At 39.5% G+C, this 17750-nt stretch carries 17 protein-coding genes and 2 pseudogenes; 10 read left to right on the top strand and 9 right to left on the bottom strand.

Annotated features, from left to right (window positions below; genetic code table 11):
• Window positions 1-423: 423 nt before the first annotated feature.
• From FJR05_RS27400 to FJR05_RS17080, 5 genes are all read right to left on the bottom strand, one after another.
• Window positions 424-834 (bottom strand): CsbD family protein, encoded by a 411-nt coding sequence (locus FJR05_RS27400; protein WP_168645223.1) that lies wholly within the window; start codon window positions 832-834, stop codon window positions 424-426.
• 42 nt (window positions 835-876) lie between these two features.
• On the bottom strand, window positions 877-1344 hold the full coding sequence (locus FJR05_RS17095) for a BON domain-containing protein (protein WP_168645222.1): 468 nt from the start codon (window positions 1342-1344) through the stop codon (window positions 877-879).
• Window positions 1345-1358: 14 nt separating this feature from the next.
• A complete protein-coding gene (locus FJR05_RS17090; protein WP_168645221.1) occupies window positions 1359-2012 on the bottom strand; it encodes a general stress protein in 654 nt (217 codons plus the stop codon).
• A gap of 103 nt (window positions 2013-2115) precedes the next feature.
• Window positions 2116-2298: a CsbD family protein gene (locus tag FJR05_RS17085; RefSeq protein ID WP_168645220.1), complete on the bottom strand. Its 183-nt coding sequence runs from the start codon at window positions 2296-2298 to the stop codon at window positions 2116-2118.
• A gap of 46 nt (window positions 2299-2344) precedes the next feature.
• On the bottom strand, window positions 2345-3241 hold the full coding sequence (locus FJR05_RS17080; RefSeq protein WP_168645219.1) for a DUF2382 domain-containing protein: 897 nt from the start codon (window positions 3239-3241) through the stop codon (window positions 2345-2347).
• Between the two features lie 525 nt (window positions 3242-3766).
• Between FJR05_RS17080 and FJR05_RS17075 the strand changes: the two genes are divergently transcribed.
• The 4 genes from FJR05_RS17075 (at window position 3767) to FJR05_RS17060 (ending at window position 7626) form a co-directional block, all read left to right on the top strand.
• Window positions 3767-4453 carry a hypothetical protein gene (locus FJR05_RS17075; RefSeq protein WP_168645218.1) on the top strand — a complete coding sequence of 229 codons (687 nt, stop codon included), beginning with the start codon at window positions 3767-3769 and terminating at the stop codon, window positions 4451-4453.
• Window positions 4454-4662: 209 nt separating this feature from the next.
• Window positions 4663-6414: an ABC transporter ATP-binding protein gene (locus tag FJR05_RS17070; RefSeq protein ID WP_168645217.1), complete on the top strand. Its 1752-nt coding sequence runs from the start codon at window positions 4663-4665 to the stop codon at window positions 6412-6414.
• A 66-nt stretch (window positions 6415-6480) separates the two neighbouring features.
• Window positions 6481-7152, top strand: coding sequence for a HupE/UreJ family protein (locus tag FJR05_RS17065; RefSeq protein WP_168645216.1), 672 nt, complete (start codon window positions 6481-6483; stop codon window positions 7150-7152).
• A gap of 180 nt (window positions 7153-7332) precedes the next feature.
• Entirely contained in the window at window positions 7333-7626 is a 294-nt protein-coding gene (locus FJR05_RS17060) for a hypothetical protein (protein ID WP_174783752.1), read from the top strand.
• A 142-nt stretch (window positions 7627-7768) separates the two neighbouring features.
• Here FJR05_RS17060 and surE read toward each other — a convergent pair whose 3' ends face one another.
• Window positions 7769-8449, bottom strand: a complete 681-nt coding sequence (gene surE / locus FJR05_RS17055) for a 5'/3'-nucleotidase SurE (protein ID WP_168645215.1) — start codon at window positions 8447-8449, stop codon at window positions 7769-7771.
• 401 nt (window positions 8450-8850) lie between these two features.
• Here surE and FJR05_RS17050 point away from each other — a divergent pair, with 401 nt between their 5' ends.
• The gene (locus FJR05_RS17050; RefSeq protein ID WP_168645214.1) at window positions 8851-9648 is read left to right on the top strand and encodes a sulfite exporter TauE/SafE family protein; all 798 of its coding nucleotides are present in this window, start codon (window positions 8851-8853) and stop codon (window positions 9646-9648) included.
• A 23-nt stretch (window positions 9649-9671) separates the two neighbouring features.
• Here FJR05_RS17050 and FJR05_RS17045 read toward each other — a convergent pair.
• A pseudogene (locus FJR05_RS17045) lies at window positions 9672-9997 on the bottom strand (hypothetical protein).
• A 284-nt stretch (window positions 9998-10281) separates the two neighbouring features.
• Window positions 10282-11268 carry a GntR family transcriptional regulator gene (locus FJR05_RS17035; RefSeq protein WP_168645213.1) on the bottom strand — a complete coding sequence of 329 codons (987 nt, stop codon included), beginning with the start codon at window positions 11266-11268 and terminating at the stop codon, window positions 10282-10284.
• Between the two features lie 385 nt (window positions 11269-11653).
• Here FJR05_RS17035 and FJR05_RS17030 point away from each other — a divergent pair, with 385 nt between their 5' ends.
• Window positions 11654-12406 carry a dienelactone hydrolase family protein gene (locus FJR05_RS17030; RefSeq protein ID WP_168645212.1) on the top strand — a complete coding sequence of 251 codons (753 nt, stop codon included), beginning with the start codon at window positions 11654-11656 and terminating at the stop codon, window positions 12404-12406.
• Between the two features lie 33 nt (window positions 12407-12439).
• On the top strand, window positions 12440-13342 hold the full coding sequence (locus FJR05_RS17025) for a S1 RNA-binding domain-containing protein (RefSeq protein ID WP_168645211.1): 903 nt from the start codon (window positions 12440-12442) through the stop codon (window positions 13340-13342).
• Between the two features lie 396 nt (window positions 13343-13738).
• On the opposite strand, the gene FJR05_RS17020 is transcribed toward FJR05_RS17025, so the two are convergent.
• The gene (locus FJR05_RS17020) at window positions 13739-14803 is read right to left on the bottom strand and encodes a mannose-1-phosphate guanylyltransferase (RefSeq protein ID WP_168645210.1); all 1065 of its coding nucleotides are present in this window, start codon (window positions 14801-14803) and stop codon (window positions 13739-13741) included.
• A gap of 329 nt (window positions 14804-15132) precedes the next feature.
• On the opposite strand from FJR05_RS17020, the gene FJR05_RS17015 reads away from it, so the two are divergent.
• From FJR05_RS17015 to FJR05_RS17005, 3 genes and pseudogenes are all read left to right on the top strand, one after another.
• Window positions 15133-16638, top strand: a complete 1506-nt coding sequence (locus FJR05_RS17015) for an LCP family protein (RefSeq protein WP_168645209.1) — start codon at window positions 15133-15135, stop codon at window positions 16636-16638.
• 86 nt (window positions 16639-16724) lie between these two features.
• Window positions 16725-17234 (top strand): pentapeptide repeat-containing protein, encoded by a 510-nt coding sequence (locus FJR05_RS17010; protein WP_168645208.1) that lies wholly within the window; start codon window positions 16725-16727, stop codon window positions 17232-17234.
• A 187-nt stretch (window positions 17235-17421) separates the two neighbouring features.
• Window positions 17422-17688 (top strand): annotated as a pseudogene (locus FJR05_RS17005) (hypothetical protein); the annotation flags it as partial.
• Window positions 17689-17750 lie beyond the last annotated feature (62 nt).

Below are 17750 nucleotides of genomic sequence, written 5' to 3'. Positions count from 1 at the left end.
ATAGCCCCCCTATTCTCTCTCAAATTCACAATTTTTTGCTTGACAGACCACTAGCACTCTGTAGGAATCGCTATTGTCGCACCAAACATAAACAGGTATGGACTGGGTTTACTGTGCCAGCACCTGATTAGTAGATATACTCAACACGGCTTAATTACTTGATTTTGTGGGTAGGGGTTTAGCAGTGCTAAACCCCTACAAATCTGGGGCTTTCGTGATTTTACAAAAGTCCATATCTCAACCGTTTTTAGTATAAGTTCCAAAAATTAGATAATTGTGAATACATCAATTAATATTAAAAATAATTGTGGTTGGGTTAAGCTACTGTACAACCCAACCGAATCCTAAAAGTGTTGGGTAACATACGTCAACCCAACCTACAGATATTAAATTAAGCGCTACTTAAAAGTATTGCGAAGCTGATCAATCTGAGAGGTTACGGTATTGGTTTTCTGTATTCTTACCTTTGAAAATACTATTATCCATAGACTTTTTAGCTTGAGCTTCAATTTTTGATTTTTGTTGCCGACTAGTATCTTTTACATCTTCAACTGTATTCCGAACTTTGCTTTCCGCTTGTTTGACTTTTCCCATGATTTGATCTTGTTTATTGCCTGTAATTTTACCTATTGTTTCTTGGGCTTTACCTTGAATATCCTCCCCTATGGCCTCGACTCTATTCATAGTTGCAATTTGAGTCTGGGCTAGATTAATTGGTTGGGTCAAAAAAGTTGTAGCTAAACTATCCTCAGCAGTAAAAGCTGTGAAACTTCCCAGCAATAAAACTAAACCTATGGTGAGAAAAAAGCTGCGAAACTTTTGCCGTAAAATCATGAAAATTTACTCCTTGATATGTAGATTATAAATTTATAAATGCTATTGTTGATTTGGGGCGGCTTCGGCAACTTTGACTAAAACTTTCACACTTTTAACACCCTTAATTTCTTTAGCAAGAGGATCAATTTTATTTAATTGCTCTTGATTTTGTACAGTTCCAGCAACGACAATTGCCCCATCTTTAGCAGCCACAGTTAATTGACTAGAGGGGATATTCGCCTCCAACTTAGAACGAACTTCACTGGCAAGATCATTGTTAGCGCGAGTTGCATTCCCTCCAGTGATGTTATTGCGTTGCTCACGGGCGCGAATATCTGCGTTGAGTTGATCTCGACGAACCTGGCTAGTTGCGTCTTTTTGATTGGCTAAAATTGTTTTGTCCGTGGGAACTTCACTAATTTTCTCGGTAGTTTCTGGCGCACTGCTGCTAGTCTTGGCGTTATCATCACAAGCAACAGTTCCCAACAGTAAAACACTACTGAGGACAAGAGGCATAATTGTTTTCATAGTTTGCATCCCTTTTACAGACGAGAGACAACAGGATTAGCAGAACGGCTAATAGTTGGACTATTGTAAACTTCCCATTCACGCATTCCCTTGTGTTTGAAAATTGTTTCTGCTCTGAGGATTTCGGCCTCTGTGCCATCTACAATGACTAGATAATCTCCATCAGCTACATAATCGTGGTAGATTTGCGCGCGATGTTCAGGGATTCCTAAACCTACTAAACTACCAATTAAACCACCAACTGCCGCGCCGATAGCTCCACCGGCTAAAGTTGTAGCGATCGCTGTAGCTGCTGCTCCGGCTAACATAATGGGACCAATCCCCGGAATTGCTAGAGTTCCCAACCCAATTAGTAACCCTGTTAGCCCCCCAACTGCTCCTCCTGCCTCGACTCCAGTTTTTGCTCCCTCCTCTACACGAGTGGTTTCATGCCTAGTTTCATGCCTGGTTTCATGACCGATTTCATGGGTTGCCGTTGGTTCTGGAACTATTTGTTGAGCTTGTGTTTCACCAATTTGGTATCGCTGATTTAGACCTTCATCATGTTTAGCAATCACAGATACCTGATTCATATCAAATCCGTTATTTCGCAGTTCATTCAGAGCAGCTTCTACCTCTTGGCGACTAGAAAATACTCCCACGGCTCGTTTATTATTAATCACAGTCATTTTTTTATCCTCTCACAAGGGAATAAGTGGCAGGTAACAAGGTAATCAAGAATTAGTTTGCAAGATTAAAAGCCTTATTTCCCCCTGTCCCTGCCTAGTTAATCTACTCGATAATTTCTTTGGCTTGATCTTTCACATCTTCAACTGAGTGGCGAACTTTGGCTTCTGCTTGTTTTTCTTTACCTTCAGCTTGAGTTTTTGGATCTCCCGTTACATCACCTACAACTTCTTGAACCTTACCTTCAATATTTTTTGCAGTTGCCTTAGCTCTATTTTTCGTACTCATATTTTTCTGTTCCTAATTGAAAATTTACTCACGCGGAATGTGGCTTTTATTTTCTTTCCACATTCGGATGTTCTTGGGTGTTAACATCCAATTCTTCTCGACGCAGAGTTTCTTCCCCTTCAATTGTTTCGTGATCTACAACTTTATTAACTCTGACTTCTTCCCGTAAGAAAGCTTCCTTATGAATGTCCGCAGTTTCTTCATAAAGTTCTATTCGACTCACTTCTGTTGTGCCAAAGCTATCGCTACCTAAAGCCACCGTTTCTCCCGCAGTTGTAGGAGTTACTCGTTCAATAACAACCCGTTCTTTATCTAGTGGGACTGAAACCCTTGCTGTTTCCGTTTCCGTATGTTTGCCAACAATTACTTCTCCTGTCTTAGCGCGGATTTTGTTGGCAATTAATCTTTCTTGATATAGTTTGAAAGTTTGATGATCCTGCTCATTTAGCTCATATAATGCAGGTTCTTCTTGATAATCATAGCCATTGCCGTTACCAGACTTTTTGGGTGGAGCTATGGGGGCTACCATAGTAGCTCCGGCAGGTCGAGAACTAGCTGTATCTACAGGAGCAGAACTTTCTAAGAATGCTTCAGAACGGTATACTCCCCTAACTTGTTCTTCATAGTTATAATCAATTTCTTTGTGTTCATTAAATTCAGGTAAATTGTCGGCTTGTTGTTTAGTCATTCCTACTGTATAAATTCGTTCAGAGGTATGATCAATGCGCGAACGACCAACTGGCAACAAAACTTTTTTTCCAAAAATCCACAGCCCTAAATCAACAACGAAATAGCGAAAATGTCCTTGTTCATCTACTAAAATATCGCTGACTGTGCCAATTTTTTCATCTGCGTTTGCATAGACACCCATACCTTTGATGTCTTTGCCTTCAAAACTTTCTCGATAATTCGGATCAAACTCTTTGATTTTTAAAAGAGGCATACTATTTCCATCTCCACTTGTTACGGATGTGGAACAGATTGACAATTTTGCTCTGTTCCAGTTTCACTATCAGTTGATGTCATCAAATACCAATTATTTTCAACATTAGAACCTGGTACAATCGGGTTATTAGTTTTTCTGTTCTGTAGTTCTAATATCTACACATTAGTTATTTTTATGATTAAGACCGTCCATCAAAGGATTGATTATGCTTGTATGTCGATAGACAGAGATTCTTAACTAAGTGAATATGTAGGGAAGTTTAGATCCCCGACTTCTTCAAGAAGTCGGGGATCTTAGTGGTTTTATAAGTGTATAAATTCGTTTATAGCCAAACAATCTAAAAATTCCTCTTGGGGAAAATCGCAAATAATACACTCGGTGTCAAAAAATTGCACTAAAATCACTACGGCGGTAATCTTTGGGTGTGAGGTTTGAGGTATTTTTAAGTCAGCTTGACGATAAAATTAATCCACTTCCTGCGGCCTCTAGGCTTACTGCGCTAAAAAATTAGAGAGTTAATTTATGTTTCAGTTGTTAAGCCGGGTTTTGCTATGGCTCTTAATTGGTGTTGTAGCCTACTCTTTGTTTCAAAGATTCTACCCATCAGTAACTTTTGTCGGTAAATTTCTTTTAGGATTAGTCATTGTTGTTTTAGCTTTAGCATTTCTTAATCCTAGTGAACCAGCGGTGGCTTCGCTGTGGCGATTTATCTCCTTCCCGCTCAAGCCCTTGGGTGCTTCGGTTTTAATGTTGTTTTTAGCTGCTCAAAAAATCAAAGGCGGTGCGATTGATAAACCGGGCGGTTTTTTATTAGGATGGGCATTGACGGTTTTGCTGCTATCTAGCACACCAGCGATCGCTTACTTCCTAGTCAGATCACCAGTTGCTACAGTTGAGGGGATGAACATCAATCGGCCAACTGCCCCATCTACCTTAGTCGCCTTTGGTCCGGCAAATCCTAATTTCACAATCTCAGATATTGGGCAAAATATCATCCCACCTATGGTAGAGATAAATTCTCCAACTGTAGCCTTCAATAGTGTGACTGCGAATATCCCTTCCTATTTACTACAAAATCCTCAAGCAATCAGTACCCGCGGATTACGGGTAGAAGACTTTGTTCCTAATGCAGAAACGCTGCAACTTACTACCCAAGTATGGGAAAGTTATCTCAATCAGATTTATGTTTTCTTACGTGGTCGGACGTAATCATCCGGGGACTGGGGACTGGGGACTGGGGACTGGGGACTGGGGACTGGGTACTGGGTACTGGGTACTGGGTACTGGGTACTGGGGATTGGGGACTGGGGATTGGGGACTGGGGACTGGGGATTGGTCAATATTTTTAATTCCTTTCTTCTTCCTCCTGACTCCTCGACTCCTCCCTCACAACACAAAAAAGTTAGATAATTGTTGGCATGGCCAAATCTCACAGACTTGATAAAATCGTTGCTTATTTACGCCCCTATTGGCGCGAAACCGTTTTCGGTATTATTGCTTTATTAGTTGTCAATGGACTGGGTGTATATATTCCTTTGTTAATTCGTTCAGGGGTAGATACTCTGTCTCAGAGTTTTAATTTTCGCCAAATCATCCATTATGTAGTTCTCATCGCCCTACTTAGTTCTGCTATGTGGATGATGCGAATGGCTTCTCGGATTTGGATATTTGGTGTGGGAAGACAGGTGGAATTTGATCTGAAACAGCGAATTTTTCAACACCTGTTGCAATTAGAACCTGCTTATTTTACGGTTAATACTCCTGGGGATTTAATTAGTCGCGCTACCAGTGATGTAGATAATATTAGACGATTGGTAGGTTTTGCTGTATTGAGTTTGGCGAATACTTTCTTTGCCTATCTTTTGACACTACCCGTAATGTTATCCCTAAGTGTGGAACTGACACTGGCATCATTAGCAGTGTACCCGTTCATGTTTTTGATGGTGCATTTTTTTAGCGATCGCTTGCGGAACGAACAAACCGCTGTCCAAGAAGAACTTGCAGAGATTAGTGAACTGGTACGGGAAGATATGAGCGGTATGGCGCTGATTAAAATTTACGCCCAAGAAGACAATGAGCGTCAAGCATTTAACTGGAAAAATAAACAGCTATTAACCGCTAACCTCAAACTAGCTAAAACTCGCAATACCCTATTTCCGCTGATTGGTGGATTAGCAAGTCTGAGTTCTTTGATCATTATTTGGTTAGGTACAGCCAGAATATCTTCTGGAAATCTTGCCATTGGTGATTTTCTGGCTTTGCTAATCTATGTAGAGCGTTTAGTTTTTCCTACGGCTTTATTAGGATTCACCATTACTGCTTACCAACGGGGGGAAGTAAGTATTGAACGTTTAGAAACTATTCTCAGTGTGACTCCAAAAATCCAAGACACACCAGACGCGATTCATGTAGAACCTAGCCAAATTAAAGGGGAACTGACAGCAGTAAACTTTAGTTACAGTTATCCTGGTACAAATACCCCAGTTTTAGAACATCTGAATTTTCAGATCGCACCTGGGGAATTAGTAGCTATTGTTGGTCCGATTGGTTCAGGAAAATCAACCTTAGCGAATGCTGTCCCCCGATTATTGGATATTCAGCCAGGACAGTTGTTTGTAGATGGGTTGGATATTACAAAACTAGCTGTGAGTGATTTACGGGGAGCGATCGCCTACGTACCACAAGATAGCTTTTTATTCAGTACCACCGTCAAAAATAATATCCGTTATGGTGATCCCATCTCCGCTGAAGAAGACGTAGTTTACGCCGCCAAAATGGCGCAAATTGACGCAGAAATTCAGAATTTCCCCCAACAGTATGAAACCCCAGTGGGTGAGCGAGGAATTACCCTTTCTGGTGGACAAAGACAACGCACAGCTTTAGCAAGAGCAATGTTAATTGATGCCCCCATCTTACTGTTAGATGATGCCCTATCCAGTGTAGACAATCAAACCGCTACACAAATCCTCACCAATTTAGCTACAGGGACAAAAAGAAAAACCGTAATTTTCATTACCCACCAACTTTCTGCTGCTGCCACATCCGACCGAATTTTGGTCATGGAACAGGGGAAAATCGTCCAAATGGGTAATCACTCAGAACTGGTAGAACAGCCTGGACTTTATCAAAATTTGTGGAATCAACATCAAGTAGAAGAACTATTACATTGAACCAAAATGGATTAATTTTTGTAATAATTAGCAGTAGTATTAATCACAAACTAGCATAATCTAAAGATGTTTAAAAATTCACAGTTAGTAGCTTCTGAGTCCAGTAACTTATTAACATCTAAACAGCAGCGTCTTTTAGGAGCAATCGCCCTTTTAGTCGTTATTAGTTTACTGACTTCAGCCGGTGGATCACCCATTGAACATAATGTTTCCACCACATGGGAAGGGTTTATTTGGGGCATAGCTGATCCAGTGATTAGTTTAGACCGTTTTGCAGGAATTGTAGCATTAGGTTTATTTTCCGCTAGATTTACTCGTGGTAATTGGCTAAATATCACTTTTGTCGTGGCTGCTATCTGTGGACAATTGATTAATTTATCTCCAGTGATCTTACCCGCACCGGCAATAGCGATCGCTATTTGTACTATTGTATTAGGAGTAATGTTAGTTACAGCAATTCCTATTCATTGGTTAGCAATAGCTTTATTAAGTGCTACTGCTGGTATATTTCAAGGTTACTCCGATGCTACATCCATCATCGGTGCAGAAACATTAACTATGATTATCTTTGTAATTAGTGTTGCCTTCACCCAAACAGTAATTATTATGAGTGCCAGAAAAATAGGTGTAAATTTTGGCATCAATGAAATTAACCAAATCTTACCTAAAATCATCCGTTTTGCTGGTTTAGTATTCTGTGCAATTGGTATCGTATTTTTGGGCTACTCAATAATTTAACGTAGGAATTAGGGAATAGGGATTGGTTAATTACGAATTAAAAATTACATTCACCCAGACATAACGGAGGAATAATTACAAATTACTTTATTTATTAATAATGCTGATTATGAAACTATGCAATGAATATTTAGGAATATTACTGTGATGATTTTTTCTCAAGATTGGAGCAGGCCAGAAATGATTGCAACTACAGTAGAAGCGAAGATCAGTCGCTTAGAATCCATTGTTGAACAAATTGGAGACGCTGTACTCTCGACAACTGAGACAATTGAACGTCTTGCTCACAGGGTGGATGCTCTGAGTTCACAAATAGAAGCCCAGGGAAAACAAGTACAACAGCAAGGTTATCAGATTTTTGCTTTATGTGACGCTGTGCAAAGTTTAGCTGACTCGCAGAAGGATTCTATGGAACAAATTACTCAATTGTCACAAACCTTAGATGGGCTTGTATCCTTATTGCAAGATGAATAATTGTAGAAGGAGTCAGGAGTCAGCACTTCGACTTCGCTCAGTGACCAGTCAGGAGTCAGTAGTCAGGAGTCAGGAGTCAAGATGAAGAAGGAAGAAGAATTTAGAAGAATTTAGAACCTGAATTTAGTAAGTCCTAACTATCTCAAACTTTTAACTTTGTTACTGCGATTTTGCCAGAAAAACATATATCAACATCACTATTAGGAGTCCGTTCTCGTTTACCATATTCTCCTGTATAGTAAAAATCATCACCTTCTATTCGATAATCAACAGGCAAAGGTTTCGTACAAGGTTGACAAAATACCACTTCTGGATCTGCTTGTTGCGGTAACAGGTGCGGTAAATTGACATTCCAAAAACATCCAGGTTCTAGAGAAAGTTCCATCAAATCCGTGAGCAATGCAGATGTCCATCTAATAGCCGCATCCCAATCATAATCACGTTTACCTTGACGATATTGAGAAACAGCAATTCCGGGAATCCCGTGCATAGCAGCTTCTCTGACAGCAGCCACAGTCCCCGAAATATACGCATCAACTCCCAAATTTCCACCAGCATTAATACCTGAAATTACATACTTGACATTTGGAGCAATATGTGATATTGCAACTCGGATACAATCAGCAGGAGTTCCACTAATAGCATATTCAAAATCAGAACGACGGTGCAGATTAATCGGTTGATGGGTAGTAACTTGATGTCCACAACCAGATTGATGGGTTTGTGGTGCAGCAATAATTACCGACTTACTATTTACTGCTTTGAGTAAAGCTGCAATCCCTGGTGCATCAATACCATCATCATTGGTGATAATTATAGTCATATATATAACTCATATTTGATTTTGGAAATCTACGTAGGGTAGGCATTACCCACTTTGAACGAGTTTCTGCGCTCAATTTCCGCCTACTGCTCAATAAATTTAACGTAATTTCAGTAATTTTAACATATTTTTATTTCTAAGTGTGATTTAATGAAATTGCTTGAGTAGCTGAGTATAAATATTGATAAACAACATTTAACTAGAGTTTAGAGCGATCGCACGTAAGGCTAGATTTTAAATATAGGATAAAAAATTACTCTTTTGGAATAATAAAACCCTACTTACAAAATTTATAAATAGTCATTCTGAACAAACTTAGACAACGATTTTTTGTATTCATAAAATTGAGTCTATTCAAGTTTATCTTCTTCATTTCTCAACCACCTGACAATCATACCAGTATGGACTATTTATTACTACCAGGTTTCAGCTTTTTTATTGGCATTCTTGTGGGTTCAACAGGTATAGGTGGTGCATCTTTAATCACTCCCATGTTGATTTTTGTTTTTCAAGTACCACCTTCTATTGCTATTAGTTCTGATGTGGTTGCGGCCACATTAATGAAAGTAGTAGGGGGAGTAAAACACTGGCAACAAAAAACCCTTGATTTAGAAGTAGTTAAATGGCTGTCAATGGGTAGTGTGTCTGGTTCGCTGTTGGGTGTAGGAGTTTTACACCAACTCAGACAAAGTGAAGAAAATAACTTAGATAACCTCTTACTGCGGTTACTAGGAGTAATGATTCTGATAGTTACATTAACAGCATTAATCCAAATGTTGTTGATGACATTTTTCCCCAAAATCAATTTACCCGAATTGCCAAAATTAGATTTAAAAACCAATCAAGGACGTTTTCTGTGCTTACTCATTGGCACAATTTTAGGCTTTTGTGTGGGAATGACAAGTGTGGCATCAGGCTCTATATTTGCCTTAGCTTTGATAGCATTTTTTCGGTTAGATGCCCAGAAATTAGTAGGTACAGATATTACACAAGCTGCCATTTTACTAATATTTACATCCCTGGGACATCTGACTTTAGGAACTGTTAATTGGAGTTTAGTCATACCGATTTGGATAGGGTCTGTTCCCGGAGTTCTCATTGGTGCAAAGCTTTGCGAAATTACCCCTCAACGGCCACTAAGATTTATTATCTATAGCATCTTAATGATGGTAAGTTGGAAATTAGTTGCCCAAGCATAATCTCCTTAATTTTTCTATGGTTTTTATTTTATTTGTAAAGATAAGAGATCAAATGTACCTCGTTCATACATAATAAATAACCCCAAACCAATTAAAATAAAAGGAACAATAGCCTGACAATAGCGACTTGAAATATAACTAATATTAGCTTGACGGTTTAATAAATCAGCTATACTGCACCAAACCCCTACCAAGCTATAAAACCAAGATATTGACCAATAAAAATATGTCTACGGCGAAAATTTATATCTACCTGCGAAAAAAATAGCAGCAGAATCATGATGTCATCAATATTAGTTGCAGTAAAGGCAATTACGCCTTCTGTAAAAGCAGTAGCAAACTTATTCATGGTAAAATTCAAAAATATTCTATCAAGATGTCTTTTACCTTCTACTGTAGTTATTCGCTCTCATGATATCATTAGAGCTAAGGAAAATAATATTGCTTCAATTGGTGTTACCTATGGCTATAGAGATTACAAGTAACACCTTGATTATCTTTATTAGCTTGAATTAATATTACATAAAAAGCTATAAAACTTTTCTTTAAAATAATTTCAACCTGATAGTTATTGCGGATTTCATGTTCGCTGGGGACAGGCTTTGGGCGCAAGCTTTGCGCCCCTACTTTGTTTCAAATTAATCCCAGTTCGCGTTTGAGAAGGTTGATAGACTGTGTGCCGATGTAGTTTTCACAGCGAATGAGTTTCGGTGGACGGATGAGGTCTTCTAAGACTGTTTGCATGGCGGATTGGGCTGTGGAATAGCTGACTTGATCGGTACAAAAGATGATTTCTGAGCGTTTGACGATCGCGTGTAGTTTATAAGCATCCTTTGGTTGAGCGGTCATTACCAATAATTCATCCCCGCGTAAACCGTGCAGAATAACTTCTGTGGCTCTGAGAATACCAGAACTGAGGCTAACTATACCTATACAACTAGATTTGGGTAAACCTTTAACTACAGTCATTTCCTTGCCATAGTCGTGAATATCGAGGGGAATAACACGGACGGCTTTGGGGGCAGCGATCGCTTCCACTTCTCCGATAAAATAACGACTGGTGACTAATGTGGCTGAGGTCGTTTGGTCGAGAACACCAATAAGTTCTTCCATTGCTACTAATTGAACTGGAATTTGCAGAGATTCTTCCAATTCATCAATCATTAATTCTCCAGCCCCAATATCTTGAGATGGTGTGACTACTAGGACTCTAGCACTACAACGCAACCGCCAATCAACTTCTGCTAAAAATAGTTCTCGTGATTGATTCAGAGAACAACCTTGGCCAAGTAACTCATCTAGGGCTTGTTGCACTACCTTATAGGCTTGAGGATTTTGTTTGAGCATGGGAGACTGGGATCTACTTCCGCCTTCATGACCTTGAGCGCGGACATAGATACCTGAACCTGCTAAACTTTCAACAAATCCTTCTTCCTCCAATTGGCGGTAAACTTTACTAATGGTGTTGCGATGTAATCCAGTTTGCATAGCTAAAGCCCTGGTACTGGGTAGTTTATATGCAGGGGAATATTGCCCAGAGGCGATCGCAAATCGAATCTGATTAAACAGTTGATTAGATGCAGGAATTTCACTATCTGGCTGAATACGGAATTGAATCATTACCAATTCTGCTCCACAAGACTTATACAAATGGCCATAATTTACCTGTTAAATATATGATTAATGGGTTAGTTTGCTCTGGAAAATATTATCACAGAAGAATACACCAAATCAGAAATCAAGGGTCAGAATGAATGTAAGTTCCGAGTGGTGAATGAATCGTAATTCACAACTCCATTAGTATACTCAAAACGGCTTAATCATTTGATTCTATCGGTAGGGGTTTAGCATTGCTAAACCCCTACTACACATATAAGTTTTTCGTGATCTTGCAAAAGTCCATTTCCCAACCGTGTTTAGTATAATTACTAATTGCTGATAGATATAACTATTATTAACTTGTGCTTCGTCTCTTTTACCTATTTCCTTACTCACAACTTATATCATGACAGAGCCAGCAATACAGACCACAACAATTCAAATTCCTCAAGACAATTTACAAATAGCTGCTTATTTAGCTCAACCAACAGCAGCCGGCGCTTATCCAGGAATTGTAGTTTTACAGGAGATTTTTGGCGTTAATGTGCATATTCGGGATGTCACCGAACGGATTGCTAAACTAGGATATGTGGCGATCGCTCCTGCACTGTTTCAACGTCAAGCCCCTGGATTTGAAACTGGTTACACGCCCGCAGATGTGGAAATAGGCAAGAAATACGCTTGGTCACAAACCACAGCATCAGAGCTTTTGAGCGATATTCAAGCAGCCATTAACTACTTAAAAACTTTACCCAACGTTAAACCAGATGGATTTGGTTGTATTGGCTTTTGTTTTGGTGGTCACGTCGCCTATCTAGCGGCTACACTCTCTGATATTAAAGCCACAGCTTCCTTTTACGGTGCGGGGATCACTACTCGTACTCCTGGAGGTGGAAATCCCAGTATTACCCGGACATCAGCAATTAAAGGCACTATCTACACCTTTTTTGGTCAGGAAGATGCGAGCATTCCTCCAGAACAGGTAGACGAGATTGCTGCCGAATTTGCAAAATATCACATTTCTCATCGTCTGTTTCGCTACGATGGATCTGATCATGGATTTTTTTGTGACCGTCGTGCCAGTTATAATCCTAAAGCTGCGGCGGATGCTTGGGCGCAAGTCCAACAACTTTTTAGCCAACTGACCACTGACCACTAACAACTGACAAATAATAATTTATCTTCAAACGTCATGAATTCCGAATCTAAACTTTCTCAAACAGCCAACTCGTCTTTTTCAATGGATGATTTTGCCAAAGCGCTAGAAAAACACGACTACCAATTTCAAAAAGGACAAGTTGTTCGTGGTAAAGTTTTCCAGGTTGACCACGATGGTGCTTATGTTGATATTGGTGGTAAATCATCTGCGTTTCTTCCCCAAGAAGAGGCTTCCTTGAGAGCAGTAGCTGATTTGTCGGAAGTATTACCGATGAATGAGGAACTAGAGTTTTTGATTATTCGGGATCAGGATGCTGAAGGTCAAGTTACCATTTCTCGTAAGCAATTGGAAGTTAAACAAATTTGGGAAAAACTGTTAGAAATGCAGGAAAATTCCCAAAGTGTGCAAGTACGAGTAACAGGTGTCAACAAAGGTGGTGTCACCGTTGATCTTCTCGGTGTCCGGGGTTTTATACCGCGATCGCACATCGCCGAACGTGATAACCTAGAAGCACTCAAAGGTCAAAATCTCACCGTTGGCTTTTTAGAAATCAATCGGGAAACCAATAAACTCGTTCTCTCTCAACGTTTAGCCGCTCGTTCTAGTAACTTCAGTTTATTAGAAATCGGTCAATTAATCGAAGGAAAAATTACCGGCATCAAACCTTTTGGTGTATTCGTAGATTTTAATGGTGTCAGTGCCTTACTACACATCAAACAAGTCAGTCAAAAATTCATTGACTCCTTAGAAAAAATCTTTCAAATCGGTCAACCCATTAAAGCCGTCATTATTGATTTAGATGAAGGTAAAGGTCGAGTTGCTATTTCTACCAGAATCCTAGAAAACTTCCCAGGTGAAGTCGTGGAAAACTTTGCAGAAGTCATGGATTCAGCCGAAGCTCGTGCTAATCGTGCAGCCAATAAAACGGCTGAATAGACCGATATCCCCGACTTCTGACAAGAATTTATAATTGATTAACCAGATCAAAAAAGAAGTCGGGGATATTACAGGGGAGTCAGGAGGAAAAATTAGAAGGACATAAGAATAGTCTCGAATCTGGGAAAGTGATAGCTAATTGAATAGTTCCAAAGCTTATTCCTTGCACATTATTCACGTTTTATCCCTCTTAATTCATTGATTTACAAGATTTTATGTTTATTAAGTAAGCCCTAAATATTAAAAAATCTGCCCAAAAAGAATTGCTAAAACCTAAAATTCCTGACAAAAAAAGGCTCAAATCTGTTATTTGATATATACTGTCACAAAATACTATTAACAGTCTAGTTATAATGAACAGCAAGACTTTGAGCCATCTACCAAGGGTTTTAAATTTTACAATAAGCCCGTAAATCGCCCATCATTTTGGAGAATTTTCAAAATCTGCTTAATTTCTTGGGTGCGATCCTTCTTCACTACCAGAGTAACATTGCGATCGCGCACAATCACCACATCCTCTAAACCAATCGTCACAATCACATCATCAGCATTGGAGGCATAAACAATCGCTCCCTGAGTATCTAAACCCACATGAGTAGCAAGTTCTACATTAGGATTATCATCCTGCTTTAGCAAACGTTCAATAGCATTCCAATCACCCAGATCATCCCAACCAAATGCTACCGGCAAAACATAAGCTAGACTGGTTTTTTCCATCAAAGCATAATCTATACTTTTCTTAGGTAACTGCGGATAAATATCAGGGCCATACTGTTCCAAAGGTTTCATAATTTCCGGTGCATGGGTGCGTAACTCTGACAAAACAACACCAGCTCGAAAAACGAACATCCCGCTATTCCAGCTAAACCGTCCCGTTGACAAAAAAGTTTCCGCCGTTTCCCGGTCGGGCTTTTCAGTAAAACGGTTTACATGATACGCTGGTAACTCGTTAAAACTACCTATGTTTTCTCCTTGTTCAATATAGCCATAGCCAGTTGATGGAAAATTAGGTTTAATCCCCAAAGTCACAATCGCTGCTTTCTTCGTCGCCAAACCCTTAGCAGCCGCTAAAGTTTCGGCAAATATATCCGGGTCAGCAATCCAGTGGTCAGCAGGAAAAAAGCCAATAATAGCATCTTCCCCGTAACGCTTTTTAATTTCTAAACTTGTCCAAGCAACAGCCGCAGCAGTGTCCCGACCCTGGGACTCAATCAGTAAATTCGACTCTGGCAAATCAGGAAGTTGTTCACGCACCCCTTGAGCAATGGGACTAGAAGTAATCACCCACAAATTTTCCCAACCACCAGCCAGAACTAATAATCTATCAGCAGTTGCTTGTAGTAAACTTCTGGAGCTACCATCAAGGCTTAAAAATTGCTTAGGTCGGTCTAATCGGCTCAAAGGCCAAAAACGCTCACCTTTACCACCAGCCAGAATCACAGGAAAAAATAAATTATTCATATTGGCATACATCGGTAATTCAGAACAATATACAGCAGGGAACAGGGAACAGGGAACAGGTAACAGGGAACAGAGTTGAAGCTTTGTACCTCATTTACCTAATATCTGCTGTCAGTGTACATTCATTCACTTTTAGATGATCCTCACTGATGAATTTTTCTGGTCGAGTATGTTGTAATTATCACTGATTGAAACTATGAGGACAGCAATAAAAAAATATGTGATTAACCTTTCACAAAATCTAAAATTTCCATAACGAGTTAAAACCTCGCAATATTTGTAGCTTGTATTAACATACCTTTAAGGAGTGGTTGAGTGGGGAGAAAATTATGATTAAACAAATTCAATGGTCAGAAAATCAGGTAGCACCTCAACAAGTCCCAACCTCAGAACCGGAGGTAAAACAGCCACCAGTTCCAATGTCGGAACATCAGGTAGCAACCCAACCAGTGCCAGCCGTAACCTCGCCGGTGAAACCAAAACCATCAGTCAATTCTTCTCGGAACGTCGTTGAATCCGTTGGCGCTATTCCCAACGAACTCTATGACCGCTTAGGCTTAACAGTTCCCCGCTGGTTATTGTGGGTATTAACAATTGTTTTAGGGATAATTTTATCTGGATTACTAGCATCAAGTTTGGCACTGTGGACTCCCCTGTGGAGTAATCTTGACCAAGCAAAAGATGATGAATTCAGTTCTAACAAACAAGACCAAATCAAAGTACCTGGGGACTTATGGACTAAACTCTCTCAGTACAAACTATCAAAACCCATGAATATTTTAATTATGGGCATTGAACCAGTTTCAGGTACTGTAGACGGTTCACCAGAAAGTTTTGCTGGTCAAAGCGACACCATGATGTTGGTGCGGCTCAATCCCAGTGATAAATCTATTCGTCTACTGTCAATTCCCAGAGGGACAATGATAGCCATTCCCGAACAGGGATTAACAAAGGTATCGGAAGCTAATGCCAAAGGTGGTCCAGTTTTAGCCGCTAGGGTAGTTAGTCGGAGTTTAGGTAATGCTCCCATAGACCGGTATATCCGCATTTCTACCAGCGGTTTTCGGGAATTAGTGGAACAGTTGGGTGGTGTGGATGTATTTGTCCCTCAAACCATGAATTATCAAGATCAGGCTAGTGGCTTTGCCGTAAATTTAGTCAGCGGTTGGCAAAATCTCAACGGTGAACAGGCAGAACAGTTTGCCCGGTTTCGTGAAGAAGGTACAGGAGATTTACCCAGAGTCCAGCGACAACAAGCACTAATAAATGCTTTAATGCAACGCCTTAACAGTCCCACCGTTTTACCCAAATTGCCCCAATTAACTCGCGTCATGCGAAAGTATTTTGATACCAACCTGAAAATGGAAGAAATGATGGCCTTGGCGAATTTTTCCGTCAATGTAGACCGGGATAATTTCCAAATGTCCATGTTACCTGGTACATTTAGTAAATTCAGTCAAGATGCCAATAGCTATTGGTTGAACATGACCGGACAACAAACCTTATTAAATGATTATGTTGGGGTAGATATAACTGGCATTAAATCAGATACCAGACCAGTTTCTATTCAGCGAATTGCCGTGCAAAATACTACTAATCAACCCCAGTTAACGGAAAAAGTAGTTACTTATCTTAAACAGAAAGGTTTTACTAATGTTTATGTAATTCCAGATTGGCCAGATACCCAACGCCAAACTCAGATTATTGTCCAAAAGGGCAACCGACAACCAGGAATTGACTTGCGACAAGTTTTAGGTTTAGGACAAATCGAAGTTTCTGGAAATGGTGATTTGGAATCTGATCTCACAATTCGCATTGGTAAAGATTGGAAATAGGTAATAGGTAATTGGTAATTGGTAATTGGTAATATTTACTATTGCCTCTTGCCTCTTTCTTCTTCCCTTCTACAAATTTAAAATTTATGAACAAGATATTTTTACGATTTTTGAGTTTAATATTGGTTTCTATTTGGGTGGGATTGTTGGTAATTATGAATCCTCAACCAGCTTTTGCTCAAATTAATACCATTAATTACAATAATGCCAGTTTGGAAAATCGTGACTTTTCCTATATTGATTTAGTTGGGGGAACTTTTGTAGCAGCGGAAATGCGGGGAACAAATTTCCAAGGTGCAAATTTAACTAACGCAATTTTTACGAAAGGCGTTTTATTAAAAGCAAATTTAGAAGCTGCAAATTTAACAGGTGCTTTGGTTGATCGTGTTACCTTGGATAGTGCTAATCTAAGAAACGCTATTTTCACAGAAGCAACTTTAACCCGTAGCCGTTTTTATGATGCAGATATCACTGGTGCTGATTTTACAGACGCACTCATTGACCGTTATCAAGTATCCTTACTCTGTAAAAGGGCTGAAGGTGTGAATCTGGTAACTGGTGTTTCTACAAGAGATAGTTTGGGTTGCAGGGAATAGGTAATAGGTTACAGCCATTTGCAAATTATCAGGAAGAAGAAAAAATTTGCTATGCCTATTACTTATTATAAATAAAAGGCGATCGCTCTCCGGTAAAATGGCTTTCGTAAAAAATAAGCGATCGCTTATTATCTTTGGTTAAAATTCAGCTAAAATAATTAGACAGCATAAAGGAGGTGTAATGATCATGCAGGCTATTTTTTGGACTGTAGAAGAAGTTGCCCAAAGAGCTAAACACTTTTATGAAAATGGCATTCGTCAACAAGTTGAATGTGATGATCACATTGGCAAAATGATTGTAATTGATGCGGAAACCGGCGAATACGGAATAGATAAAACTGGTGTAGAAACAGCGTTAAAGTTAAAGCAAAAGAAACCAAATGCCAGATTATTTACGATGCGGATTGGTTATGATGTTGCTGTCAGCTTTGGGGGAGCGATTGAGCGGACGGTTTTAAACCCAATACCCGTGAATGAAATTAATAGCCTACAAATAATTACTAATATTAATTCTGC

This window comes from Dolichospermum sp. UHCC 0259 (genome assembly GCF_009711935.1).
Classification (GTDB): domain Bacteria; phylum Cyanobacteriota; class Cyanobacteriia; order Cyanobacteriales; family Nostocaceae; genus Dolichospermum.
Note: the sequence above shows the minus strand (reverse complement) of the source record. Positions and strands in the feature narration are given on the sequence as shown.

What these genes read in the sequence shown, in the direction of transcription:
- FJR05_RS17080 (WP_168645219.1), bottom strand. Translation starts at nt 3,241, where the DNA reads ATGCCTCTTTTAAAAATCAAAGAGTTTGATCCGAATTATCGAGAAAGT.
- FJR05_RS17065 (WP_168645216.1), top strand. Translation starts at nt 6,481, where the DNA reads ATGTTTAAAAATTCACAGTTAGTAGCTTCTGAGTCCAGTAACTTATTA.
- FJR05_RS17075 (WP_168645218.1), top strand. Translation starts at nt 3,767, where the DNA reads ATGTTTCAGTTGTTAAGCCGGGTTTTGCTATGGCTCTTAATTGGTGTT.
- FJR05_RS17035 (WP_168645213.1), bottom strand. Translation starts at nt 11,268, where the DNA reads ATGATTCAATTCCGTATTCAGCCAGATAGTGAAATTCCTGCATCTAAT.
- FJR05_RS17060 (WP_174783752.1), top strand. Translation starts at nt 7,333, where the DNA reads ATGATTGCAACTACAGTAGAAGCGAAGATCAGTCGCTTAGAATCCATT.
- FJR05_RS17085 (WP_168645220.1), bottom strand. Translation starts at nt 2,298, where the DNA reads ATGAGTACGAAAAATAGAGCTAAGGCAACTGCAAAAAATATTGAAGGT.
- FJR05_RS17090 (WP_168645221.1), bottom strand. Translation starts at nt 2,012, where the DNA reads ATGACTGTGATTAATAATAAACGAGCCGTGGGAGTATTTTCTAGTCGC.
- FJR05_RS17010 (WP_168645208.1), top strand. Translation starts at nt 16,725, where the DNA reads ATGAACAAGATATTTTTACGATTTTTGAGTTTAATATTGGTTTCTATT.
- FJR05_RS17020 (WP_168645210.1), bottom strand. Translation starts at nt 14,803, where the DNA reads ATGAATAATTTATTTTTTCCTGTGATTCTGGCTGGTGGTAAAGGTGAG.
- FJR05_RS17015 (WP_168645209.1), top strand. Translation starts at nt 15,133, where the DNA reads ATGATTAAACAAATTCAATGGTCAGAAAATCAGGTAGCACCTCAACAA.
- FJR05_RS17095 (WP_168645222.1), bottom strand. Translation starts at nt 1,344, where the DNA reads ATGAAAACAATTATGCCTCTTGTCCTCAGTAGTGTTTTACTGTTGGGA.
- FJR05_RS27400 (WP_168645223.1), bottom strand. Translation starts at nt 834, where the DNA reads ATGATTTTACGGCAAAAGTTTCGCAGCTTTTTTCTCACCATAGGTTTA.
- FJR05_RS17025 (WP_168645211.1), top strand. Translation starts at nt 12,440, where the DNA reads ATGAATTCCGAATCTAAACTTTCTCAAACAGCCAACTCGTCTTTTTCA.
- FJR05_RS17050 (WP_168645214.1), top strand. Translation starts at nt 8,851, where the DNA reads ATGGACTATTTATTACTACCAGGTTTCAGCTTTTTTATTGGCATTCTT.
- FJR05_RS17030 (WP_168645212.1), top strand. Translation starts at nt 11,654, where the DNA reads ATGACAGAGCCAGCAATACAGACCACAACAATTCAAATTCCTCAAGAC.
- surE (WP_168645215.1), bottom strand. Translation starts at nt 8,449, where the DNA reads ATGACTATAATTATCACCAATGATGATGGTATTGATGCACCAGGGATT.
- FJR05_RS17070 (WP_168645217.1), top strand. Translation starts at nt 4,663, where the DNA reads ATGGCCAAATCTCACAGACTTGATAAAATCGTTGCTTATTTACGCCCC.